The sequence below is a fragment of the Nonomuraea turcica genome, from assembly GCF_030718205.1.
Lineage (GTDB): Bacteria > Actinomycetota > Actinomycetes > Streptosporangiales > Streptosporangiaceae > Nonomuraea.
The window spans coordinates 149,173-174,302 of the sequence record NZ_JAUZQF010000005.1 but is presented as its reverse complement, the minus strand read 5'-3'; the positions used below and the strand labels follow the sequence as shown (position 1 = coordinate 174,302).

General features: G+C 70.2%; 17 protein-coding genes. 16 read left to right on the top strand and 1 reads right to left on the bottom strand.

The features are described from left to right. Positions 1–54: 54 nt before the first annotated feature. Positions 55–1,086 carry a LacI family DNA-binding transcriptional regulator gene (locus Q9G87_RS15205; protein WP_305916981.1) on the bottom strand — a complete coding sequence of 344 codons (1,032 nt, stop codon included), beginning with the start codon at positions 1,084–1,086 and terminating at the stop codon, positions 55–57. Positions 1,087–1,213: 127 nt separating this feature from the next. On the opposite strand from Q9G87_RS15205, the gene Q9G87_RS15200 reads away from it, so the two are divergent. The 16 genes from Q9G87_RS15200 to Q9G87_RS15125 all read left to right on the top strand — a co-directional run bounded on the left by Q9G87_RS15200 (position 1,214) and on the right by Q9G87_RS15125 (position 25,080). Then, positions 1,214–3,088 (top strand): glycoside hydrolase family 127 protein, encoded by a 1,875-nt coding sequence (locus Q9G87_RS15200; RefSeq protein ID WP_305916980.1) that lies wholly within the window; start codon positions 1,214–1,216, stop codon positions 3,086–3,088. Positions 3,089–3,100: 12 nt separating this feature from the next. Beyond that, on the top strand, positions 3,101–4,468 hold the full coding sequence (locus Q9G87_RS15195) for an extracellular solute-binding protein (protein WP_305916979.1): 1,368 nt from the start codon (positions 3,101–3,103) through the stop codon (positions 4,466–4,468). Further along, positions 4,468–5,349 carry a carbohydrate ABC transporter permease gene (locus tag Q9G87_RS15190; RefSeq protein ID WP_305916978.1) on the top strand — a complete coding sequence of 294 codons (882 nt, stop codon included), beginning with the start codon at positions 4,468–4,470 and terminating at the stop codon, positions 5,347–5,349. The genes Q9G87_RS15195 and Q9G87_RS15190 overlap by 1 nt, the downstream gene beginning before the upstream one ends. After that, complete coding sequence (locus tag Q9G87_RS15185) at positions 5,346–6,248, top strand: carbohydrate ABC transporter permease (protein ID WP_305916977.1); 903 nt, start codon at positions 5,346–5,348, stop codon at positions 6,246–6,248. The genes Q9G87_RS15190 and Q9G87_RS15185 overlap by 4 nt, the downstream gene beginning before the upstream one ends. A 221-nt stretch (positions 6,249–6,469) precedes the next feature. Beyond that, positions 6,470–7,819 (top strand): ABC transporter substrate-binding protein, encoded by a 1,350-nt coding sequence (locus Q9G87_RS15180; RefSeq protein WP_305916976.1) that lies wholly within the window; start codon positions 6,470–6,472, stop codon positions 7,817–7,819. Next, complete coding sequence (locus tag Q9G87_RS15175) at positions 7,803–8,753, top strand: carbohydrate ABC transporter permease (protein ID WP_305916975.1); 951 nt, start codon at positions 7,803–7,805, stop codon at positions 8,751–8,753. The genes Q9G87_RS15180 and Q9G87_RS15175 overlap by 17 nt, the downstream gene beginning before the upstream one ends. Then, positions 8,743–9,540, top strand: coding sequence for a carbohydrate ABC transporter permease (locus Q9G87_RS15170; RefSeq protein WP_305916974.1), 798 nt, complete (start codon positions 8,743–8,745; stop codon positions 9,538–9,540). Before Q9G87_RS15175 ends, Q9G87_RS15170 begins: the two co-directional genes overlap by 11 nt. A 12-nt stretch (positions 9,541–9,552) precedes the next feature. After that, positions 9,553–10,632, top strand: coding sequence for a glycoside hydrolase family 172 protein (locus tag Q9G87_RS15165; protein WP_305916973.1), 1,080 nt, complete (start codon positions 9,553–9,555; stop codon positions 10,630–10,632). A 69-nt stretch (positions 10,633–10,701) separates the two neighbouring features. Further along, a complete protein-coding gene (locus Q9G87_RS15160) occupies positions 10,702–11,703 on the top strand; it encodes a LacI family DNA-binding transcriptional regulator (protein ID WP_305916972.1) in 1,002 nt (333 codons plus the stop codon). 135 nt (positions 11,704–11,838) lie between these two features. Continuing rightward, positions 11,839–16,173 (top strand): HAD-IC family P-type ATPase, encoded by a 4,335-nt coding sequence (locus tag Q9G87_RS15155; RefSeq protein WP_305916971.1) that lies wholly within the window; start codon positions 11,839–11,841, stop codon positions 16,171–16,173. A gap of 141 nt (positions 16,174–16,314) precedes the next feature. Continuing rightward, positions 16,315–17,730 carry an L-fucose/L-arabinose isomerase family protein gene (locus tag Q9G87_RS15150; RefSeq protein WP_305916970.1) on the top strand — a complete coding sequence of 472 codons (1,416 nt, stop codon included), beginning with the start codon at positions 16,315–16,317 and terminating at the stop codon, positions 17,728–17,730. Continuing rightward, positions 17,720–20,140, top strand: coding sequence for a glycoside hydrolase family 172 protein (locus Q9G87_RS15145; protein WP_305916969.1), 2,421 nt, complete (start codon positions 17,720–17,722; stop codon positions 20,138–20,140). Before Q9G87_RS15150 ends, Q9G87_RS15145 begins: the two co-directional genes overlap by 11 nt. Next, positions 20,137–21,645 carry a sugar ABC transporter ATP-binding protein gene (locus tag Q9G87_RS15140; RefSeq protein ID WP_305916968.1) on the top strand — a complete coding sequence of 503 codons (1,509 nt, stop codon included), beginning with the start codon at positions 20,137–20,139 and terminating at the stop codon, positions 21,643–21,645. The genes Q9G87_RS15145 and Q9G87_RS15140 overlap by 4 nt, the downstream gene beginning before the upstream one ends. Beyond that, positions 21,642–22,670 (top strand): ABC transporter permease, encoded by a 1,029-nt coding sequence (locus tag Q9G87_RS15135; RefSeq protein WP_305916967.1) that lies wholly within the window; start codon positions 21,642–21,644, stop codon positions 22,668–22,670. Before Q9G87_RS15140 ends, Q9G87_RS15135 begins: the two co-directional genes overlap by 4 nt. Continuing rightward, on the top strand, positions 22,667–23,647 hold the full coding sequence (locus tag Q9G87_RS15130; protein ID WP_305916966.1) for a substrate-binding domain-containing protein: 981 nt from the start codon (positions 22,667–22,669) through the stop codon (positions 23,645–23,647). The genes Q9G87_RS15135 and Q9G87_RS15130 overlap by 4 nt, the downstream gene beginning before the upstream one ends. Next, positions 23,647–25,080 carry an FGGY-family carbohydrate kinase gene (locus Q9G87_RS15125; RefSeq protein ID WP_305916965.1) on the top strand — a complete coding sequence of 478 codons (1,434 nt, stop codon included), beginning with the start codon at positions 23,647–23,649 and terminating at the stop codon, positions 25,078–25,080. Before Q9G87_RS15130 ends, Q9G87_RS15125 begins: the two co-directional genes overlap by 1 nt. The last annotated feature ends 50 nt before the right edge of the window (positions 25,081–25,130 follow it).

Genomic DNA, 25,130 nt, shown 5'->3' with positions numbered 1-25,130 from the left:
GTGTAACACAGCACTGGTCAATCACCAGACTTGACGATCTACAATGTAAAGGCGTCAGGACGGGGCGCGCCGCGTGGACTCCCGCAGCACCAGGCTGGCGGGGACGATCGTCACCCCGCCGCCGGACGGCCGGCCCGCGATGACCTCCAGGATGTGCCGGGCGGCCAGCCGCCCGATCTCGCCGAGGTTCATGTCCAGGGTCGTCAGCGGCGGCCGGCAGCCCAGCGCCATCGGCTCCCAGTTGTCGAACCCCACCAGCGCCACGTCCTCGGGCACCCGCCGCCCCCGCTCGCGCAGCGTCTCCGCCACCCCGCGGGCGATCTGGTCGCTGCCGCAGAAGACGGCGTCCACGTCGGGTGCGGCGTGCAGGAGCACGTCGGCGCCCTGCCGCCCCCACTCCTCGCTCCACTGCCCGAACAGGATCTCCCCGGCCGGCTCGAGTCCGGCCTCGGACAGGGCAGTGGTCAGGCCGTGCGCCCGCCGGCGCGCCGCCTGGAACCGCTGCGGCCCGGTGACGTGCCCGATGCGGGTGCGTCCCGTCGCCAGCAGGTGGCGGGCGGCCAGCGCGCCGCCGCCCTCGTCGTCCGGGATGATCGACACGTCCGACTCGTCGGTGGACTGCGTCATGGCGTACACGACGGGAACCGGCAGGTCGCGGCCGATCCCCGGGCGCGGCTCGGTGCGCCGGCCGGTGACGATGATGCCCTCCACGCGCCGGGCCAGCAGCCGCTCGACGTAGTGGCGCTCTCTGATCGGGTCGTCGCGGGTGTCGCACATGAACACCGAGATCTGCCCGGCGCCCAGCGCGTCCTCCGCGCCCAGCATCACGGGGATGCTGAAGCGCCCGAAGCTGTCGCCCGTGACCAGACCCACCGTGTACGTGCGCCCGGCCAGCAGCCCCTGGGCGAGCGGGTTGGGCCGGAAGCCCAGCCGCTCGGCCGCGGCGAGCACCCGGTCGCGGGTCTCGGCGCGCATGCGGCCGCGCCCGTTGAGTGCCTTGGACGCGGTGCCGATCGAGACGTCGGCGGCGGCCGCGACGTCCCTGATCGTGACGCTTCTCGCGATCTTTTCCGAGGGGTTGGCCAACCGACTCCCCTTTCGTGGTCACCACTGTGACCCGCACAGTCTTCCTCTTGACCAGTGATGTATCACACCTTACTCTCCGATTGAGCAAACCTATTCCCAAAGTTTTCTCACCGAGGTCAGGAGCTCAATGCAGCAGATCCCCGGTCCCGCCGTCCCTTCCAGTCGTGCCGTGTTGCGGCCGATCGGCGTTGGCGACGCCGTCATCACCGGCGGGCCGCTCGCGCGGTGGCAGGAGATCAACCACGAGGCGAGCATCCCGCTGGGCCTGGAGCAGATGGAGCGCTCGGGTGCGCTGCCGAACCTCCGGAGAGCGGCGGGGGAGGGCGAGGGTCCCTTTCAGGGGTACCGGTTCCAGGATTCCGATCTTTACAAGCAACTCGAGGCCATCTCGTGGGAGCAGGTCCGCTCCCCGGAGCCCGGCTACGGCGCCTTCATCGAGCAGGCGTCGGCCGTGCTGGCCAGGGCGCAGCGGCCCGACGGCTACCTCAACTCGCACTACCAGGTGGTCAAGCCGGACAAGATCTACGCCGAGCTGGAGTACAGCCATGAGATGTACTGCGCCGGCCACCTGTTCCAGGCCGCGGTGGCGGCCGCCCGCGCGGGCGTCGGCGACAGCCTGCTGCCGATCGCGCGCCGCCTGGCCGACCACCTCGTCGAGGTGTTCCTGACCGGCGGCGACGACGGCATCGACGGCCACGCCGAGGTCGAGACCGCGCTGGTCGAGCTGCACCGGCTGACAGGCGAGCGCGGCTACCTGGACCTCGCGGCCAAGCTGATCGACAACCGCGGCAAGGGCCTCATCAAGGACAGCGGCATGGGCATGCTCTACGCCCAGGACCACCTGCCGGTACGCGAGGCGGACACCGCGGTGGGCCACGCCGTGCGCCAGCTCTACCTCGACGCCGGCGTCGTCGACGTCTACCTGGAGACCGGCGACGAGTCGCTGCTGGAGAGCTCGGTGCGCCGCTGGGAGGACATGGTCGCCACCAAGACGTACATCACCGGCGGCCACGGCTCGCGCCACGACGGCGAGGCGTTCGGCGAGCGTTACGAGCTGCCCTCCGACCGCGCTTACAGCGAGAGCTGCGCGGCGATCGCGAGCATCCACTGGAACTGGCGGCTGCTGCTGGCCACCGGCCACGGCCGGTACGCCGACCTGATCGAGCGCACGCTCTGGAACGCCTTCGCCGCCTCCACCGCGGCCGGCGGCACCCGCTTCTTCTACGTCAACCCGCTGCAGCGCAGGAACGACCTCGTCGAGGACGCCTACCTCGGGCGGCGCAGGGAGTGGTTCGCCTGCGCCTGCTGCCCGCCGAACATCATGCGCCTGGTGGCCTCCCTCGGTGGCTACCTCGCCACCGAGACCGCCTCCGGCCTGCAGCTGCACCAGTACGCGGCAGGCCGGATCGAGGCGGCGGGCGCCCGCCTGCGCGTCGAGACCGACTACCCGTGGGACGGCGTCATCCGCATCACCGTGGAGGAGGCGCCGCCCGGGGACTGGGAGCTCGCCCTGCGCATCCCGTCCTGGAGCGAGTCCACGTACGTCGACGACCGTCCCGCCCGGGCCGCCGAAGACGGATATTTCCGCATCCGCCGCTCAGCCTGGCGCGCCGGCGACGCCGTCGAGCTGCGGCTCGACCTGACGCCCAGGCTCATGCGCCCCCACCACCGGATCGACGCGGTCAGGGGCAGCGCGGCGCTGCAGCGTGGCCCGCTCGTCTATTGCTTCGAGCAGGCCGACCAGCCGGAGGGCGTGGAGGTCGACGACCTCGCGATCGCCCCCGACGCCGTGCCGCGGCCCATCGATCGCGAGATCGAGGGCGTGGGCCGGACGGTGCTGCTCGAGATCGACGCCGTCGTGGTGAGTCAGCCGCGCGGCGGCCTGCCCTACGCCGGCACCCCCCTGGCGACCCGCACGACCGTGACCGCGACGGCCATCCCCTACTTCCAGTGGGACAACCGCGACGGTGGCGCGATGCGGGTCTGGATCCCCCTCGCGTAAGGAAACACGCCGATGAAGAGACGTGATCTGTTCAAGCTCGGCGGGCTCGCCGCCCTCGGCACCGCTGCGGCGGCCTGCGGCAGTGGCGGCGGCGCCGGCTCGGCCGGGAACACGCAGCTGCAGTTCATGTTCTGGGGCTCGACGTTCGAGAAGGCGGCCGTCGAGCGCATGCTCAAGCAGTACGAGCAGAAGAACCAGGGCGTTGCCGTCAAGCCGCTGTTCACCCCCGACGAGTACGACGTGAAGCTCAACACGCTCGTCGCCAGCAACAAGCTGCCGGACGCCGGCTACGTGCCCATGTCGATGTCCTTCCGCCTCGGCGAGCAGGGCAAGCTGGTCAACCTGTTCCCGTACCTGCAGAAGTACCCGCAGCTGGCCGGCTACCTGCCGGACGCGTACCTGTGGACCGGGCAGGACAACCTGCACGCCATCGCGACCGCGAACGAGTCCATGCTGCTGTGGTTCAGCAAGTCCGCCGTCGCCGCGGCCGGGGTCACGCCGCCGGCCGAGGCCGCCTCCGCCTGGACGTGGGACCAGCTCGTGGAGAACGCCTACAAGCTCACCCTCGACCAGAACGGCAAGCGCCCGGACGAGTCCGGCTTCGACCCCAAGCAGATCAAGCAGTTCGGCGTCTCCATCAGCTTCACCTACGGCGCCGCCTGGTACGGGTTCCTGCGCAGCAACGGCGCCGACTTCGCCGACGAGACGGGCAAGAAGTGCCTGCTGGACACGCCCGAGGCGATCCAGGTGTTCCAGAATCTGCAGGACCTGGTCTACAAGCACCGGGTCGCGCCCGGCCCCGGCCAGCTCGCCGCCACCGGCGACGAGGTGCCCGGCACCAACATCCTGCTCAAGACCAAGCGGGTGGCGATGGTGGTGGACGGCCACTGGAGCCTGCTCGACATGAACGAGAGCAAGGTCGACTTCGGCATGGGCGTGCTGCCCAAATACACCGAGCCGTTCACCGCCAGCCAGGTGGCCGGCGCCTCGGCGGTGTTCGCGGGGAGCAAGCACGAGCAGGAGGCCGTGGAGCTGCTCGCCTTCCACAACGACCCGGCGAACGTCGACCTGTTCGCCAAGGGCCTGTGGATGCCGCAGGAGAAGAAGTACTACGAGGACCAGGCGGCCATCGACTCCTGGACCAAGAACGCCCAGCACCCGCCGGAGTTCCGGACCGCGGTCGTCGACTATGCCCGCGACCATGGCATCCCCGACCTCCGCAATCGCGTCAAGAACATGTCCGCCATCAGCAGCGACGTGCTCACGCCTGCCCTGCAGGAGCTCGAGACCGGCAAGCGCCCGGCCGCCGAGATCATGAAGGCCACCGCACCCAAGATCACCAGCATGCTGCAGGGCTGGCACCACCGTCAGGACCTGTGATGCGCCGCCTGGAGACCCGCTGGGGCATCCTCATGGCGCTGCCCGCCATCCTCGGATTCCTGATCTTCACGATCGGCCCGATGGCGGCCTCGGCCTTCTTCAGCCTGACCGACTGGACGATCGGCGCGAGCCCATCGTTCGTCGGGCTGGACAACTACACCGCCATGGCCCGCGACGAGCTGTTCTGGAAGTCGCTGACCACGACCACGTACTACACGCTCGGCTCGGTCCCGCTGGTGCTCATCGTCAGTTTCGCCGTGGCGATGCTGCTCAACGAGAAGGTCCGCGGCCTGGCGATCTGGCGGACGATCTTCTACCTGCCGACGCTGGTGCCGGCCATCGCCAACGTCGTGCTCTGGATCTGGATCTTCAACCCGGACTTCGGGCTGCTCAACTCGCTGCTGCGGCAGGGCGGGCTGCCCGGCTCCCAGTGGATCTACGCCGAGTCCACCGCCGTCCCGTCTCTGATCATCATGAGCACGTGGGGCTTCGGCAACACCATGGTGATCTTCCTGGCCGGGCTGCAGGGCGTGCCGCGGCACCTGTACGAGGCGGTGTCCATCGACGGCGGCGGCCCCTGGCGGCGCTTCTGGCACGTGACGCTGCCGATGATGACGCCGACCATCTTCTACAACCTGGTGGTCGGCGTGGTCGGCACCTTCCAGGTGTTCAACCAGGCGTACGTGATGACCGAGGGCGGGCCCAACCACGCCACCCTCTTCTACGTCTACTACCTGTTCCGCAAGGCGTTCACCGACAGCGAGATGGGCTACGCCAGCGCCCTCGCCTGGACCCTCTTCATGATCATCATGGTGGTGACGTTCCTGATGTTCAGAAACGCCCGCCGCTGGGTCTACTACGAGATGGCAGGTGCCCGATGACCGCCGTGGCGGCCCCGGACCGGCCCCGCGCCAAGGGCGTGGCCCCCACGCAAGGGTTGCGCAAACCCCGCAGGTACGGCCGGATCCTGCTGTACGCGGCGCTGCTGGCGGGGTCGATCCCGACCCTGCTGCCGTTCGTGTGGCTGGTGCGCAGCGCGCTCATGCAGGACGCGCAGATGTTCGTCTCGCCGCCGGAGTGGATCCCCGCGCCGTTCCAGTGGTCGAACTTCAGCGAGGCGCTGACCACGCAGCCCTTCGGCCGCTACTTCGTCAACACGCTCGTCATCGCCGTCATCAGCGTCCTGGGCACGGTGGTGACCTGCGCGGTGGCCGCCTTCAGCTTCTCCCGGCTGCGCTGGCGCGGCCGCGACGTGGTGTTCGCGCTGCTGCTCAGCGGCGTCATGCTGCCGTACGCCGTCACGCTCATCCCGACGTTCGTGATGTGGCAGGAGCTGGGCGCGCTGGACACGATCGCGCCGCTCACCGTGCCGAGCTGGTTCGCCGGGGCGGGCGGGGGAGTGTTCAACATCTTCCTGCTGCGGCAGTTCTTCCTGACGATCCCCTTCGAGCTGGACGAGGCCGCCTACATCGACGGGGCCTCGCCGTGGCGGGTGTTCTGGACGATCGTCATGCCGCTGTCGAAGCCCGCGATCATCGTGGTCACCATCTTCACCTTCATCGGCACCTGGAACGACTTCCTCGGCCCGCTGCTCTACCTGCAGAGCGAGGAGAACTACACGCTGTCGCTGGGGCTGGCGTCGTTCCAGAGCATGTACCTGACGCAGTGGGGCTACCTCATGGCGGCCTCCGCGGCCGTGATCGCGCCCATCATCGCGCTCTTCTTCTTCCTGCAGCGCTACTTCATCGAGGGAGTCACCCTGACGGGGATCAAGAGCTGATCTTCGCCTTTGTCGCGCTTGTGGGGCACCCGCCGAGGAGCGGGTGCCCCACTTTTTTCTGGCTTGCCTGGCGCACCGCCCTCGCCAAGGTCTCGTGAAGATATCGATTCCTCAGATTAGCAAGCCGGCCACGGGGAGTTCTTGACGGTCGGCATGTCGGCTCCTACATTGCTCAGAAATCGATTGCTCGCCCCTGAGCTCTCAACATCAGGAGGATGGTTATGTCGGCCTTCGAGAGGGTGACCCGCCGATCGCTGCTGCGTGGCGGAGCCGTCATGTTGGGTTCGGCCATGGCGGCGCCGCTGCTGTCAGCGTGTGGGGGCGGGGGCAACGGCGGCGGCTCCAAGGAGCTGACGTTCTGGAACTTCTACGGTCCCAATCCGCAGGCGGACGCGCAGAGCAAGTGGTTCACCGACCTCGTGGCGGCGTGGAACGCCAACAACGAGGTCAAGGTCAAGCTCCACTACCTGCCGGTGTCCGAATACCTCGCCGGCACCGCGCTGCAGACGGCGTTCTCCGCCGGCCAGGGGCCGGACATCTTCCTGCTCAGCCCCGGCGACTTCCTCCGCTACTACAACGGCGGGGTGCTGACCGACCTCACGCCGCACCTCAAGCCCGACCAGCTCGCCGACTTCGACGGCGGCGTGCTCGGCACGCGCAAGGTGGACGGCAAGGTCTACGGCCTGCCGATGGAGCAGGAGCCGCTGGCCATGTACTACAGCGTCGACGCCTTCGAGCAGGCCAAGCTGTCGGAGGGCGACCTCCCCAAGACGTGGGACCAGCTGCTCGACGTCGCCGCCAAGCTGACCACCAAGGACCGCTTCGGGCTGCTGTTCGAGACCATCCCGGGCTACTACCAGAACTTCACCTGGTACCCGTTCATGTGGATGGCCGGCGGCTCGGCCGTGCCCGAGAACGGCGCGCCCGGCTTCAACGCGCCCGCGATCCACAACGCGCTCAAGCTCTGGCAGGACGCGATCACCACCAAGGTCGCGCCCCGCAAGCCGCAGGGCGACGGCGCCGGCAACGCGCCCGCCAACCTGGGCAGCGGCTTCGCCGCCATGCAGCAGAGCGGCATCTGGTCGGTGTCGCAGATGGAACAGGACAAGAAGGACTTCCCGTACGGCGTCTTCCCGCTGCCCGTGCCCGACGGCGGCACGTACACGACCGACATCGGCGGATGGGCGTTCGTGGCCAACGCCAAGGGCGCCAACCCGGAGGCGGCGGCCACGTTCATCGCCTGGGCCCTGGCGGCGACCGACAAGGACGGGGTGGAGCGCGGACGGCAGTGGAACACGGTCGTCAAGACGAACCTGCCCGCCCGCAAGTCCGTGCAGGAGGCGGCCAAGGCGGCCGGAGCGTTCGACAAGCCGGCGCTGAAGGTCTTCCTGGACCAGGTCGTCCCCGGTGGCCGCGGCGAGCCCCGCTACACGCCCGAGGTGTACAAGGCGGTTTCCGACGCGATCCAGGCCGCTCAGCTGGGCGGCGTCGCCCCGGCCCAGGCGGCCGCGGACGCCGCGGCGAAGATCGACGCCTTCCTGAAGGGGTACAAGGGTGCCGCGATGCTCTGACCCGGGCACGGCCGTCAGGAAGCCGCCTGACGCCGCACCCCCGGTGTGGACCCGCCGCAGGCGGGAGGCCCTCGCCGGGTACGCCTTCGTGGCGCCCGACCTCATCGGCCTGCTGATCTTCGTCGGGCTGCCCATGGTGCTGGCCATCGGGGTCTCGCTGTTCAGCGTGGACGGGTTCGGCGGCTACACCTTCGTCGGGCTGGACAACTTCCGGCTGATGGCCGGGGACGCCCAGCTCTGGCAGAGCGTCAAGGTCACGCTCACGTACGTGGTGACGTTCGTGCCGATCGGCTTCGTCGTCAGCCTCGGGCTCGCCCTGCTGGTCCGCGACCACTTCCCCGGCGTCGGCCTGGTGCGGACCATGTTCTTCCTGCCGCACGTCATCAGCCTCGTCGTGGTCGGCGTCGTGTGGCAGTTCCTGCTGGTCGACAAGCAGGGCGCGGTGCCGGCCCTGCTGCGGCCGGTCGGGCTGGGCGAGGTGTCCTTCCTGGGCAACCCGGCCCTGGCGCTCGGGTCGCTGGTGGTGATCAGCATCTGGTTCCTCATGGGCTACCAGATGCTGATCCTGCTGGGCGGGCTGAAGGACATCCCCAAGGAGTATGAAGAAGCGGCGCGGGTCGACGGGGCCACCGCCTGGCAGCGCTTCCGCCACGTCATCTGGCCGCTGCTCCGCCCGACCAGCTTTTTCGTGCTCGTCAACTCCACCGTCGGCGCGGTGACCGGGCTGCAGGCCTTCGACCTCGTCTATGTCCTGACCAAGGGCGGCCCGGCAGGCAGCACCTCGACCGTGGTCTTCTACATCTACCAACAGGCCTTCACCTTCAACAACTACGGTTACGCGGCCGCGCTGACCACCGCTGTGGCCGCCTTCCTGGTCGTGGCCACGGGGCTGATGTTCGGCGCGACCAAGGGAGGCAGATTCGATGTCGGTTAGGCTGCGCGCGCTGGCCGGCTACGTGCTGGCGGGCATCACCGTGGCGCCCCTGGTCTGGCTGCTGGTGTCGGTGCTCAAGCCCGCGGACGAGCTGTTCCAGGTGGCGGTGCCCAGCAGGCTCACCCTGGACAACCTGCTCTACGTGCTGACCGAGGTGCCCATCGGCCGCTACATGCTCAACAGCGCCGTCGTGTCCGTGGCGGTCACGGTGGTCGCGCTGGTCCTGCACTCGATGGCCGCGTACGCGCTGGCCCGGCTGCGGTTCCCGGGCCGGCAGGTCATCTTCTCGATGATCGTCTCTACGCTGCTGGTGTCGCTGCCGGTGATCCTGGTGCCCCTCTTCCTGGTCGCGCGGCAGCTCGGGCTGCTCGACACGTACGCGGGGCTGATCCTGCCGGCGATCTTCCACGCGTTCGGGATCTTCCTGCTCCGGCAGTACTACCTGACCATCCCGCGCGAGCTGGAAGAGGCCGCCGACCTCGACGGATGCGGATATTTCCGGCGCTGGTGGCAGGTGGTCGTGCCGCTCAGCCGGCCCATTCTCGCCTCCCTGGCGGTGCTGTTCTTCCTGGCCAATTGGAACGCCTTCCTCTGGCCGCTGACCGCCACCCGCGAGCCGGACCTGCGCATGGTGCAGGTCGGGATCGCCACCCTCCAAGGCCAGTACGGCTCGGCCTGGAACTACGTCCTGGCCGCGACGGTGGTCGCGGCCGTGCCCACCCTGATCGCGTTCGTGCTCGGCCAGCGCCGCCTGGTCGAGGCGATCAAAACCTCGGGATTGAAGTAAGGATCGAACGAGATGACCTATGGCGAGTACGGCAGCAGCCTGCGCGACCTGCCCCGCCTGCGCACCTCCAGGCGCAAGCGGATCTCCAGCTACGACCGCACGGGCGGCAACGAGGACCGGCTGACCGTCCAGGCCGGCACCACGGTGACCCTGGCCGACATCGAGGGACCCGGCTCGATCAACCACATCTGGTGCACCGTGGCGCTGCCGCTCAAGGACGTGCCGGACGCGGTGGACGTCGACTACCTGCGCAGGCTCGTCCTGAAGATCACCTGGGACGACCAGGAGCACCCCAGCGTGCTGGTGCCGCTCGGGGACTTCTTCGGCATGGGCCACGCCAAGACCGCGAGCTTCGTCTCCGCGCCGCTGCAGATGAGCCCGCAGGACGGCAAGAGCTTCAACTCGTGGTTCCACATGCCCTTCGCCGGCCGGGCGAAGGTGGAGCTGATCAGCGAGCTGTCGGCCGAGCCGGTGTTCTTCTACTACTACATCGACTATGAGCTGTTCGACTCCGCCGCCGAGGACCTCGGCTACTTCCACGCCCAGTGGCGGCGCGAGCGGCCCACCGACGGCGTCGAGCAGGGGACGCAGAGCAACCGCGAATACCAGGTCGAAGGCATCAACGACACCGGCGACGGCAACTACGTCATCCTGGAGGCCGAGGGTCGCGGCCACTATGTGGGCTGCGTGCTCAACATCCGGAACCTGCGCGAGACCAGCGACTGGAACTGGTACGGCGAGGGCGACGACATGATCTTCATCGACGGTGAGCCCTTCCCGCCGTCGCTGCACGGCACCGGCACCGAGGACTACTTCAACACCGCGTGGTGCCCGACGCAGACCTACCACGCCCCGTACCACGGCATCACCATGCCCGGCGGGGACAACTGGAGCGGGGAGATCTCCCTGTACCGGTTCCACGTCGAGGACCCGATCACCTTCACCGAGTCCATCAGGGTGACGATCGAGCACGGCCACGCCAACAAACGCTCGGACGACTTCTCGTCGGTCGCGTACTGGTACCAGACGCTGCCTCACCGGCCGTTCGGGATCGCGCCCGTCGAGGAGCGCCTGCCCTTTCCCGCACGGTAGTAAATCGATTTCTCTTTAGACTGGCCAGAGATCATCTCCTGGGCCTGCCTGCCACACGATGGGACGAGGTTGCTCAAAATCCAAGATGTCGCGCGACACGCCGGTGTCTCCGCGGCGACGGTCTCGCGCGTGCTCAACGGCCGCTCCACCGTCAACCCCGAGCTGGCGGCGCGGGTGCACGCGGCGGTCCGTGAGCTCGGATACCGGCCCAACGGGGTGGCGCGCAATCTCCGGCGCAGGCAGACCACGTTGTGGGCGGTGCTGGTCTCCGACGTCGGCAACCCGTTCTTCACCTCGCTCGTGCGCGGGGTGGAGGACGGCGGCCGGCGCTTCGGCTACTCGGTCGTGCTGTGCAACACCGACGAGAACCGGGCCAGGGAGGCCGAGTACATCGCGGTCGCGCTGGCCGACAACATGGCCGGGGTGATCATCTCCCCGGCCGACGACAACACCGACATCAGTGCTCTCGTCGCCGCGGGGACCGCCGTGGTGACCATCGACCGGGAGCTGGCCGAGACCGAGGTCGACGCCGTGCTGGTCGACAACGAGAAGGGCGCCGAGATGGCCGCCGCCCACCTGCTGGAGTCCGGCTACCGCCGCATCGCCTGCATCACGGGGCCGCGCCGGATGTCCACCGCCATGCAGCGGCTGCGCGGCTACCAGCGGGCGCTGCGGGCCTTCGGGCTCCCGCTGGACCGCACCCTGATCCGGCACGCCGACTTCCGGGAGGAAGGGGGGTACGCGGCCATGGCCTCGCTGCTGGACGACGGGGTGGACGTGGACGCGGTGTTCGCGGCCAACAACCTGATGACGGTGGGCGCCGTGGAATGCCTGACGGAGCGGGAGGTGCCGATTCCGGGGCGGGTCGGGGTCATCGGGTTCGACGACATTCCCTGGGCGCGGCTGTTCCGGCCGGGGTTGAGTACGGTGCGGCAGCCCACGTACGAGCTGGGGCGGGCGGCGGCGCAGCTGCTCGCCGACCGGATCGACAATCCGGCCCGGCCCACGGCCCGGCTGGTGTTGCAGACGGAGCTGCATCCCCGCGACAGCTCCCGCCCGCGCCCCGCCTGAGCCGATGGGCCCGCGCCGCACTTCGCACGCGACCCGGGCAAGCCTGTGTGCCGCCGGCGGCATGGAAAGCGTCAAGTGGCTGGTGGCGGGTGTGAAGCGTGTGGGGCTGGAAAGGCTCACTGCACGTGTTCGCTGATGGGGGACGACATGCGGTTGTCGGGCGTACTTCCCACTGCCGGCACGCTGCTCAAGATGCTCCCCCGGCCGGTTCGGGGAATGCTCCGGTGCCCGCGCCTGGTGCGGACGTGCCCGGGCGGGGTGCGCATCGAGGTGTGGAACGTCGGAGGGCCGCGTACCGAGGATGCCGCGCGCGATCTCGAGGAGCGCCTGCTGAGCGCGGGTGTGCACCGAGCGGAGGTGAACGGGGCGCTCGGCTGTGTGTTCGTCGGCTGCGACGTGGACACGGTCGACCTGGACAAGCTCGTGGCGATCGTGGAGAACGTCGACGAGGTCCCGGAGGCCTCCGATGGTGGGAGCCAGGCCTTCGACGGCATGGAGCAGCAGGCGCGCGCCGCGGTGGGTCTTGGTCTGCACCTGGCCGGCACCGCGGTCGCGCTGGCCGGTCAGGTCGCCCGGATCCGCAAGCTGCCGCCGGCGGTGCCCGCCGTGCTGTCGCTGGCCGAGCACAACCCATGGCTGCGCCGCGAGTTGGCCGAACGCGTCGGCCCGCCCGCGGCGGACGTGGTGGCGACCTCGACCCGGATCATCTCCCACGCGCTCGCGCTGCGGCCCGTCGCCCTGATGATCGACACCGTGGCGGCGGCGGGCCGGTACCTCGACTCCTGCGCCGGGCGCCGGGCGTGGGAGCTGCGCGAGGAGGAGTTCGCCGTCGAGGAGGGCGCCTACCGCCACATCCGGACGTCGGCGGCGCCGCGTCCGGAGAGGTTGCCGGGCGGCCCCGTCGAGAGGTACGCCGCCGCGACGACTCCCGGCGCACTGGCCGCGTACGGGGTGACCGCGGCCATCACCCGTGATCACCAGCGGGGGCTCTCCGTGCTCACCACGGCGACCCCCAAGGCCGCGCGGTTGGGCAGGGACGTCTTCGCCAGCGCCGTCCTGCGCGCCCTCGCCGAGCGGGACACCCTGGTGCTCGACGGCCATGCGCTGCAGCGGATGGATCGCATCGACACCGTGCTCCTCGACGCCCACGTGCTGACCACGGGCGCGTGGACCGTCGACAGCATCGTCCGGCTCGACCCCGGCGCCGATGCGGACGAGGTGCACACCAGGCTCTACTCGCTCCTCGATCTCACCGACCCCTGGGCCCGCCGTGAACGCGACGGGTGGGCCGTCGAACCGTTCACGGCGCGGCACGAGCCGGCGCAGGTGTCCCAGTGGCGCGAGCACGGTGTGCACCCGGTCGCCCTCTCGCGCGAGGGGAGCGTGGTCGCCCTGGCCGGCATGGCGCCCGAGCTGCACCCCCTCGCCGAGGCAGTGGTGGCCGCGCCCAAAGGCACGTGCGCGGTGGTGCTGGCCGGGGGAGACGGCGCTCTGGCACGGCGGCTCGGCATCGACCGGGTCGTCGGAGGCGGGACGCGGCTGGCGGCATCGGTACGGGCGCTGCAGGCCGAGGGACACGGCGTCGCGGTGGTCTCGCAGCGGTCGCGGCGCGGGCTCAGCCAAGCCGACCTCGGCATCGGCGTCCTGGATGATCCGCGGCGGCGGGTCCCCTGGGACGCCGACGTGATCGGCGGGCTCGACGGTGTCCACCTGCTGCTGCGCTGCTTGCCGCATGCACGGAAGGCGAGTGAGCGCAGTGTGCGGGTGGCCGCCGCCGGGGCGATCGCCGGGGCCGGGCTGGCGGCCATCGGCCCGAGGCGCAGCGCGCTCGGACCGGCCTACCTGGTGGCCAACTGCACAGCGGTCGCCGCGCTCGTCGCCGGAGAGTGGATGGGGCGTCGCGCCGGAAGGGAGGCGCCGCCGATTCCCGCCGATCCCACGCCCTGGCACGCGATGTCCGCCGGTGACGTCCTGGCCAGGCTCCGCACCTCGCCGCAAGGACTGACCGAGGCCCAAGCCCGGGACCGCAGGACCGCGACGGCCGCATCGCCCGCCAGACACCACCAGACGTTCGTCCGCGCCTGCGTCAGCGAACTGGCCAACCCGCTGACCCCGGTGCTCGCCGCGGGCGCGGGCGTGTCGGCCGCCGTCGGCTCGGTGCTGGATGCCGGGCTGATCAGCGGCGTGATCGGTGTGGGCGGGCTGCTCGGCGGCGCCCAGCGGTGGGGCGTCGAGCGGACCTTGCACCGCCTCACCCACCTCACCGTGGTGCAGGCACGGGTACGCCGGCCCGACGGCCTCGCGATCGGTGTCGCCGGCGACCTGGTGTGCGGCGATGTGGTCGAGCTGCGCGCGGGCGACACCGTGCCGGCCGACGGCCGGTTGATCAAAGCGGTGGGCCTCGAAGTGGACGAGTCCACCCTCACCGGCGAATCTCAGCTCGTGTCCAAAGCCGCCGTCCCGACCGCGTCGGCGGCCATCGCGGATCGCACCTCCATGGTCTACCAGGGCACCTCGATCGCGGCCGGTCGCGGCCTCGCCGTGGTCGTGGCCACCGGGGACGCGACCGAAGCGGGCAGGACCGCCGCGTTGACGGCGGCCGGCCCGCCCGCGAGCGGAGTGGAGCTGCGGCTGCACGCGCTGAGCCGCAGGATCCTCCCGCTCGCCATCGGATCCGGGCTGATCCTCATGGTCACCGAGCTGTTGCGCGGCTCTCGCCTGGCCGCCGCGGTCGGTCCGGCGATCAGCCTGGCGGTGGCGGCGGTCCCCGAGGGACTGCCGTTCATCGCCACCGTGGCCGAGCTGGCCTCGGCCAAGCGGCTGTCGACCCGTAACGCGCTGGTCCGTAACCCGTCCACGATCGAGGCCCTCGGCCGGGTGGACGTGCTCTGCTTCGACAAGACAGGGACCCTGACCGAAGGGCGCATCAGCCTGGGCAAGGTGTCCGACGGGCGAACCGAGCAGTCCGCGGAGGCGTTGACGCCAGAGCTGAAGGCGATCGTCGGCGCCGCCGTCCGAGCCTGCCCGCCGTACGGAGGCGGGCGTGGCCTCGCTCACCCGACAGACCGCGCGGTCGTGGAGGGCGCCACCAAGCTGGGGATCGCTCCCGGGACCGGGCTGAAGGAGTGGCAGCGGGTCGACGAACTCCCGTTCGAGCCCGGGCGCGGTTACCACGCCGTCCTCGGCCTGACCGAGTCAGGACACGTGCTGAGCGTCAAAGGCGCCCCCGAGGTGGTCCTCACCCGCTGCGGCAGCCTGGCCGGCGGCCCGCTGGACGACCAGGCCAGGCGTGAGCTGGAGGAGGAGGTGGACCGGCTCGCCCTGCAGGGATACCGCGTGCTCGCGGTGGCCGAGCGGGACGCCTCCAGCCGCGCCGATCTGGACGAGTCGCGGATCGGCAGGTTGCGCTTCCTCGGTTTCCTCGGCCTGGCCGACCCCGTGCGCCCGACCGCCAAGCGCAGCGTGGAAGGGCTGATGCGGGCGGGCGTACGAGTGATCATGATCACCGGCGATCATCCGAGCACGGCAGAGGCCATCGCGGCCGAGATCAACGCGTTGAACGGCCTGAAGGTCATGACGGGTCCCGAGATCGACGGTCTCGACGACGACGCCCTGGCCGAGGAGCTTCCGAAAGCGGCGGTCTTCGCGCGCATGACGCCCAAGCACAAGGCGCGGATCGTCGCCGGCCTGCGGCGGGCGGGCAAGATCGTGGCCGTCACCGGCGACGGCGCCAACGACGTCCCCGCGATCCGGCTCGCCGACGTGGGCGTGGCGCTCGGACCTCAGGCCACCCCGGCCGCCAGGGCCGCCGCCGACATCGTCGTGATCGACGACCGCATCGAGACGCTCATCGACGCGGTCGTCGAAGGAAGGGCCATGTGGGGGTCGGTCCGCGACTCCCTGAGCATGCTGCTCGGCGGCAACGTCGGCGAGATCGCCTTCACCCTGGGATCCACCCTGCTGACCGGCCGCCGCGCCCTGAACACGCGCCAGTTGCTGCTGGTCAACCTGCTCACCGACATGCTCCCCGCGATGGCCGTGGCCGTACGGCCGCCGCGCGCCGCCGGCCCCGACCGGCTGCTCGCGGAAGGCCCTGAGGCGTCGCTGGGAGCCGCCCTGACACGGGACATCTACCTGCGTGCGGCCACCACGGCCGCGGCGGCGAGCCTGGCGTGGATCCTGGCCCGGATGAGCGGCACCCGCGGCCGCGCGGACACGGTCGGGCTCATCGGCCTGGTGGGGGCCCAGCTCGTCCAGACCCTGATGATGGGCCGGCGGAACCGCCTGGTGCTCCTCGCCTCGCTGTCATCGCTGGCCGCCCTTGGCGCGATCGTCTCGGTCCCGGGACTCAGCACCTTCTTCGGCTGCCGCCCGATCGGTCCCTTCGGCTGGTGCATCGGCCTCGGCTGTGCCGCCGCGGCGGTCCTCGCCGGCGACCTCATCGAACGGGCGGTTGCGCGGCAGTCCTAGTCCGTTCGGCGCGGTGGCACCCTCGGCCACCGTTGCGATTCTGTGACATGAGGCGCCATTGACGACCATGAGGTCCGGATCTAGATTGTGGAAATCGATTTCTGAGCAATCGATTTCTCGAGCCGCATGGAGGAGTGACCCGTGGCACGTATCGGAGTCCTGAGCATCTCGGACGGGCGCGACTTCGTCGCCCGCGACCTCGTGGACCACATCGACGCCGCCACCACCGCCCTGGCGGAGGCGCTGCGCAAGGAGGGCCACGAGGTGATCGTGGCGCCGGAGATCGTCTGGACGAACGAGCTGGCCACGTCCCAGGCCCGCTGGCTCGCCGACCGGCGCCCCGATTTGACGATCTTCAATTACGCCGTCTGGGCGTTCCCGCATTTCACCATGCTGGCCGCGGAGGCGACGCCGGGGCCGCTGCTGCTGATGGCCAACATCGACCCCGCCCAGCCCGGCATGGTCGGCATGCTCGCCGGCGGCGGCGGACTGGACCAGATCGGCCGGGTGCACGCCAGGGCGTGGGGCGACATCGACGATCCCGCCGTCAGGAACCGCGTGCTGACCGAGGTGCGGGCGGCCCAGGCGGTGCGCGGGCTGCGCGGCTCGACCTTCGGCAGGATCGGCGGCCGGCCGATGGGCATGTACACCGCGGTCGCCAACACCGACCAGTGGATGCGCACGTTCGGCGTGGACGTCGAGGAGATCGACCAGTGGGAGATCGTCCGGCGCAGTGAGCACGCCTCCCAGGCACGGGTCACCGAGGCCCGCCAGTGGCTCGAGGCCAAGGGGAACGTGCACTACGACGGCAAGCAGCTCACGCCCGAACTGTTCGAGCGGCAGATCCGCACCTACTACGCGATGCGCGAGCTCATCGACGAGTGGAACCTGGACTTCTCCGGCATCAAGGGCCAGCCCGAGCTGACCACCCACTTCTGCACGATGGACCTCGCCGAGGCCTTCCTCAACGACCCGTACGACTGGGAGGGCCCGAAGCAGACGCACGTCTGCGCGACCGAGGCCGACATGGACGGCGCGCTGACCATGCAGATCCTCAAGCTGCTGAGCGGCGACCCGGTGTTGTTCGCCGACGTCAGGCACTACCACGCCGACAAGGACGTGTGGGACCTGTGCAACTCCGGCCAGCATGCGACGTGGTACGCGGCCAGGTCCGACGACCCGGCCGAGAACCTCGCCAGGACGCACTTCTATCCGGAGGTGTTCTTCTTCCCGGCGGGCGGCGCGAGCGTGCACCATCTGGCGGCTCCCGGGGCGGCCACGTTCGCCCGGCTGACCCGCAGGGACGGCGCCTACCGCATGCACGTGATGCGCGGCGACTTCGAGCTGTACGACGACGCCACCAACGAGGCCATGGCCAAGCAGTCGACGTTCGAGTGGCCGCACGCCTTCACCCGGCTGCACGTCCCGGCCACCGAGTTCCTCGGCCGCTTCGGCTCCAACCACATCCACGCCGTGCCGGGCGACTACGTCGCCGAGCTTCGGGCGGTGTGCGAGCAACTCGGCGTCGCGTTCGAGGGGTTCGGCGATGTGGCGTAAAGCGATCCTGGGAGCGGCCGTCCTGGTGGCGGGCGGGCTGATCGCCGCTCCGGCGCAGGCCCAGCAGGTCCCGGCCGCCGCCACCGCCAAGGGCCCGGTTGGGTGGGACGTCTATCGCAGGCTCGACCGGCTGCCCGAGCTACCGGTCGGCGTGCAGACCAAACAGTTCTCCAGCTTCGACCGCACCGGCGACAACAACGACGGGTTCGACGGCAAGTACTCCTGCCTGAGCACCACCGACCAGGGCTGCGTGATCGCCGAGCACACAGGCGCCGGCGAGGTGCAGGCCATCTGGTTCACCAGGGACGGCGGCGACGTCAGCCGCACCGGCAAGATCACCATCGAGCTGGACGGCAGGAAAGTCGTCGAGACGAGCCTGCAGGACCTGGTGAACGGCAAGCTCGGCGCCCCCTTCGCCTACCCCCTCGTGGGAAACGCCGACCAGAGCTCCGGCGGCGTCTACCTCCAGGTGCCGATGCCGTACTCGCGCTCGATGCGCATCACCACCGAGCACAATCCGCTCTTCTATCACGTCAGCTACCGCACGTTCGCCGACGCCGAGGGCGTGAGCACGTTCGACCCGGCCGACAAGGCCCAGGACGTCATCGACAGGCTCAAGGCGGGCGGCGACCCCAAGCCTCCGATTGCGGGCGGGAGCGAGCAGGACGCCGCGATCGATCTCGCTCCGGGCGCGTCGGCGCGGGTGGCGCGCACGACCGGCTCCGGCCTGCTGTCGCAGATCCAGCTGAAGCTGCCGCAGGCCGTGCAGGTGCTGCCGAAGACCGAGGCCGACGAGGGCCGGGCGTTCGGCGCCGGCGGCTCCAGCGAGTTCACCGTCGCGATCGACCCGGCCAACGACGGGGTGCGGCTGACCCGTCGCATCGACCCGGCCATCGGCAGGCAGGTCGCCAAGATCCAGGTGGACGGGCAGGAGGTCGCGCAATGGCCGCCCAGCAAGCTGGGACCCGCCGGGATGTGGGCCGACGAGGTCGTGGACCTGCCGGCCAGTGCCACCAAGGGCAAGTCGAAGATCACGATCAAGAACGTGTTCGCGTCGTCGGACCTCGACTACAACGAGTTCACGTACTGGGTGGACAGCGCCGGCAAGCGCACCGACACCGTGGACGTCGGCGACGCGGCCAGTGAGTCGGCCCATACCTACAAGATCGTCGCGCAGACCTGGCAGGGCGAGCGGACCTTCGCCTTCCCGATGAACGAGGACCAGCTCGCCAGGATCAGGTCGGCCCAGGAGGTGCTGCAGGGGCTACGGGTGCGCATCAGCTTCGACGGCCGCCGCACCGTCGACTCGCCGGTCGGCGAGTTCTTCGGCAGTGGCCACGCGATGATGCCGGTCGCGTCGCTGATGTCCGCGATCGACGCCAAGACGAGCACGCTCACCGCCTGGTGGCCGATGCCGTACCGGACGGGCGCGACGGTCGAGCTGTACAACGACTCCGGCCGGGCGATCGAGGGCGAGGCGGCGGTCACGTCCACCCACAGCCCCGTAGCAGGAGATATCGGCTATTTCCGGACGCAGTCCCGTGCGGGCGGCACCACCCCCGGCGCGAGCTGGCCCTTCCTGCGCGTCACCGGCGCCCAGGGCAAGTTCGTCGGCGTCAGCCACACCATGCGCGGTCCGACCAACCGCAACTACCTGGAGGGCGACGAGCGCGTCTACGTGGACGGCTCGCGCACCCCGCAGATCCACGGCACCGGCACCGAGGACTTCTACCAGGCCGGCTGGTACTTCAACCGGGAGACCTTCACCACCCCCTTCCACGGCAACACCGCGCACCTGGCCCCCGCGACCGGCTGCCCGGCCGACGGCGACTGCACGGGCGCGTATCGGCTGATGATCGGCGACGCCGTGCCGTTCGGGAGTTCGCTCACCTTCGACATCGAGCACGGCTGGACCAACGACGTCGAGGGCGTCTACTCCTCGACCGCCTACTGGTACGGCCGCGACCATGCGGCGGCCACGCAGACCGACGCTCTCACCGTCGGCGATCAGAGCAGCGAGCAGCAGCACGGCTACACCGGCCAGGGCGAGGTCACGACACTGGACTCGGCGTTCGAAGGCGACTTCAGGAACCCTCTGACGCTGAAGGCCGCCCAGCGCACGACCGACGGCCCGGTGAGCTTCAAGCTGCGGATCGACCGCGGCAACCGGGGCGTCGAGCTGCGCCGCACCGGCGACCAGAGTCTCGCGGGCCAGCACGCCGAGGTCACCGTCAACGGGCACAGGCTGGCCGACTGGGTGCAGCCCCTCGGCAACCGGACCCGCAGGTGGCTGGAGGACGTCTACCAGATCCCGGCGGGCGTCACGAAGGGCAAGAGCGAGATCACCGTCCAGCTCACCCCGAAGACCCCCTGGTCGGCCGCCTCCTACACGGCATGGAGTCTGCGGTGACGACGGTTCTGACGATGCGGGCCATCGGCAAGTCCTTCCCCGGCGTGCGGGCGCTCGACGGCGTGTCGCTCACCGTCGGGGAGGGCGAGGTGGTGGCCCTCCTCGGCGAGAACGGCGCGGGCAAGTCGACGCTGATGAACATCCTGGCCGGGGTGTTCAAGGACTACGAGGGCGAGATCGAGATCGGCGGCGAACCCGCCCGCATTCACTCGCCCAAGGACGCGGGCCGGCACGGGATCGCCATGATTCACCAGGAGCTCAACCTGGTGCCCGAGCTGTCCATCGCCGACAACATCCTCCTCGGCAGGGAGCGCGCGATCCTCGACCGCAAGGGCATGGAGGCGCGGACCGCCGAGCTGCTGCGCGGCCTCGGGCTCGACCTGTCGCCGCGCACCCTCGTCAGGCAGTGCAAGATCGCCGAACGCCAGCTCATCGAGGTGGCCAAGGCCCTGTCGCAGAACGTCCGGGTCCTGGTCATGGACGAGCCCACCTCGGCGCTGGCCGACGCCGAGGTGCACCGGCTGTACGAGGTCATCCGCGACCTCACCGGGCGCGGCGTGGCCGTCATCTACATCTCCCACCGCCTCGAGGAGCTGGAGGAGATCGCCGACCGGGTGGTCGTGCTGCGTGACGGCCGCTACGTCGGCGAGCGCTCGTCCATCGACCGCGACGAGCTGATCCAGATGATGGTCGGCCGGCCGCTGGGCGAGATGTTCCCGCGCGCGAACGGCGGCTCGGACGGCGCGGAGCTGCTGAGGGTGGAGGGCCTGTCGGTGCCCGGTGAGCCCGGCTCGGGCCGCACCGCGCTGCGCGAGGTCTCCCTGTCCGTACGGGCGGGCGAGATCGTCGGCGTCGCCGGGCTGATGGGCGCGGGCCGCAGCGAGCTGCTGGAATCGATTTTCGGCGTCCACCGGGCGGCGGCGGGCCGCATGATCCTGAGCGGCCGGCCGTACCGCCCGCGCAGCCCCAAGCAGGCGATCGCGCGCGGCGTCGCGCTGGTGGCGGAGGACCGCAAGGCGCAGAGCCTCGTCCTCGGCAACACCATCGGTTTCAACGCCAGCCTCCCCTCGCTGAAGCGGTTCCTGCGCTTTGGGATCGTGGACCGGCGGCGCGAGGGCGCGGCCGTCGCCGGGCAGGTGCGCGAGCTGCGCGTCAAGGCGCCGGGCACGCGCTTCACGGTCGGGAACCTGTCGGGCGGCAACCAGCAGAGGGTCGTGCTGGCCAAATGGCTGCTGACCGCGCCGTCGCTGATCCTCATGGACGAGCCGACCCGCGGCATCGACGTGGGCGCCAAGGCGGAGATCCACGCGCTGATGTCCGAGCTGGCCGCCTCCGGCAAGGCCGTGCTCGTGGCCTCGTCCGAACTGCCCGAGCTGCTCGCCATGTGCGACCGGATCCTCGTGCTGTGCGAGGGCCGGATCACCGCCGAATTCGCAAGGGGCCAGGCGACGCAGGAGGCGATCCTCGCGGCCGCCATGGCCAGACAGCAGGTGACGACCCTATGACTCTTCACGCGGACAACCGGATGCGGCGCACGCTGTCCGCCCTCGGCGCCGCGCAGGCCTACATCGGCCTGGTGCTGGTGCTCGCCGTCGGGATCGCCACCAAGGGCGAGATGTTCCTCAACGAGACGAACCTCACCAACGCCATCGGCGCCTTCGCCTCACGCGGCATCCTCGCCGTCGGCGTCACGCTGGTCATCCTGACCGGCGGCATCGACCTGTCCGTCGGCTCGCTGCTGGGCATCGCGTCGATGACGGCCGCGATGATGCTGTCCAAACACTCGCTGGAGCCGTGGCAGATCGTGCCGATCTGCATGGCGGTGGGGGCGTTCTTCGGGTTCCTGAACGGCGCCGGCACCGCCTGGCTGCGCATCCAGTCGTTCGTCATGACGCTGGCCATGCTCTCGGTCGTACGCGGCTTGGACCGGCAGGTCAGCGACAACGTCAGCGTCGGGACCCAGATCACCGGCCCCGACGGGCAACTGACGCCGCAGGCGGAGGCGTTCCAGCTGTTCGGCACGCCCGGGCACAACCTGTTCGGCCGGATCTACTATCCGGTGCTGGCCTTCATCGTGGTCTGCGTCGTCTTCCACCTGATCCTGACGAAGACCCGGTTCGGCCGGCACGTGTACGCCGTCGGCGGCAACCCCACGGCCGCCCGGCTGTCCGGCGTCAACGTCACGGCGGTCACGATCGCGGTGTTCACGCTGTCCGGCATGCTCGCCGGGTTCGCCGGGCCCATCGACGCCGCCTACAGCGCCTCGGCCGACCCCCAGGCCGGGCAGTCCTTCGAGCTGGACGCCATCGCCGCCGCGGTCATCGGCGGGGCCTCGCTGGCCGGCGGCAAGGGCACGATCGCCGGCACGTTCGTCGGGGCCCTCATCCTGACGCTGCTGGACAACGTGCTCGGGCTCAACGCGGTCAGCGACAACTGGCAGCTCGTGATCAAGGGACTGATCGTCGTCGTGGCGGTCGTCCTGCAGCGTCCCGATCTCTTCACGTTCTTCCGAGGAGGGTCTCGATCATGAAGAAGACCATTGCCATCGCGCTGTGCGCGCTGCTCGCTGCGGCGTGCGCGTCCAAGGTGCCTACGTCCATCGCCACCGCGGACGGCGGCGCCGGGAAGAAGAAGTTCGTCGTCGGCTACTCGCAGTCGAACAACGCCGAGCCGTACCGGGCGCAGCTCAACCTGCAGCTGCAGCACTTCCTGAAGAAATATCCGGACATCGAGCTGCTGCCGATCGCCGACGCCAAGCAGTCGAGCGCCACGCAGGTCTCCCAGGTCCAGAACTTCATCACCCAGAAGGTCGACGCGCTCATCGTCTCGCCCACCGAGCCCGCGCCGCTGACGGCGGCCGTGCAGCAGGCGTGTGACGCCAAGATCCCGGTCATCATCCTGGACCGCACGGTCAACACCGACTGCTACACGGCCTTCATCGGCGGCGACAACGTGCTCATCGGCAGGAAGGCGGGCGAGGAGGCGGTCAAGCTGCTGCCGGACGGCGGCAACATCGTCGAGCTGCGCGGCATCCTGTCCAACCAGCCGCAGATCGACCGTGACAAGGGCTTCCGCGAGGCCATCGCGGCCAACCCCAAGATCAAGATCATCGCGGATCGCGAGGCCAAGTGGGTGAAGGAGCAGGCCACGCCGATCATGCAGCAGTGGCTGGCCCAGCATCCCAAGATCGACCTCGTGTACGGGCACAACGACCCGATGGCGCTGGGCGCGTACCTGGCGGCCAAGGCGGCAGGAAAGGCCGAGCAGATCAAGTTCGTCGGCATCGACGGCCTGGCCATCCCGGACGGCGGCATCCGCGCCGTACAGCTCGGCCAGCTGTCGGCCACGTTCATCTACCCGACGGGCGCGCAGGAGGCGGCCGACACCGTCAACAAGATCCTGCACGGCCAGCCGGTGGACAAGCAGCAGGTGCTCGGCACCACGCAGGTCACCAAGGACAACGCGGCCGACCTGTACAAGCAGTTCGACCTGTCCGGGCAGAACTGATGTTCCTCGGCGTCGACATCGGGACCTCGAGCTCCAAGGGTGTCCTCGTCGCAGCGGACGGCACGGTCGTGGCCACGGCCGTACGCGAGCACCGGACCGCCACGCCCCGGCCCGGCTGGTTCGAGCACGACGCGGAGGAGGTGTGGTGGGCCGACTTCGCCGCGATCGCCGGCGAGCTGGCCCGCCCCGGCATCGAGGCGGTCGGGCTGAGCGGGATCGGGCCGTGCGTGCTGCCCTGCACGGAGGACGGCACGCCGCTGCGCCCGGCCATCCTGTACGGCGTGGACACCCGCGCCATCGCCGAGATCGCCGCCCAGACCGCCCGCTACGGCGAGGCCGTGATCCTGGACCGGTGCGGCTCGCCGCTCACGTCCCAGGCGGTAGGGCCCAAGCTGGAGTGGCTCCGCGTCCACGAGCCCTCCGTGTGGGCGCGGACCCGGCGGATGTTCATGGCGCACTCGTGGCTGGCGTACCGGCTGACCGGGGCCTACGTGCTGGATCATCATGCGGCCAGCCAATGCACGCCGCTGTACGACACCCGCGCCCACGAGTGGATCACGGACTGGGAGATCGTGCCGGAGCTGGAGCGGCCCGCGCTCGCCTGGAGCGGCGACGTCGTGGGCACGGTCACCTCCGGCGCGGCCGCCCTGACCGGGCTGCCCGCCGGGATCCCGGTGGTCGCGGGCACCATCGACGCGTGGGCCGAGGCGCTGAGCGTCGGGGTGACCTCACCGGGCGACGTCATGCTCATGTACGGGACCACCATGTTCCTCGTCGAGGTGCTCGCCTCGCGGGCCGCCTCCCCGCAGCTGTGGGGGACCGTGGGGGTGGCGCCGGGGACGTACAACCTGGCGGCCGGGATGGCCACGTCGGGAGCAATCACCGCATGGCTCCGTGACCTGACCGGGGCCTCGTTCTCGGACCTCACGGCGGAGGCTTCCGCCGCGGGGCGCGGGGCGGAGGGGCTGCTGATGCTGCCGTACTTCGCGGGGGAGCGCACGCCGCTCTTCGACCCGGACGCCCGGGGGACGATCGCCGGGCTGACGCTGCGGCACGGGCGCGGCCACCTGTACCGGGCCGCGCTGGAGGCCACGGCGTTCGGCGTCCGGCACAACCTGGAGGCCATGCGGGAGGCGGGCGGGTCCGCCAAGCGGCTGGTGGCGGTGGGCGGCGGCACGCGGGGCGGCCTGTGGACGCGGATCGTCTCCGACGTCCTCCAGCAGCCGCAGGTCGTGCCCGCCCACACGGTCGGCGCCGCCTTCGGCGACGCCATGCTGGCGGCGCAGGCGGTGGGGGTGTCATGCGAGGGATGGAACCCGGTGGCGTCCGTGGTGGAGCCGGACCCTGCCGCCGCCGCGGATTACGATCGTCTGTACGCCCTCTACCGCGACCTGTACCACTCGACGTCCCACATCACCCATGCCCTCACCTGACCCGCGCCGGGGCGCACCAGACCCGCGGCGGGACGCACCGGGCCCGGGTC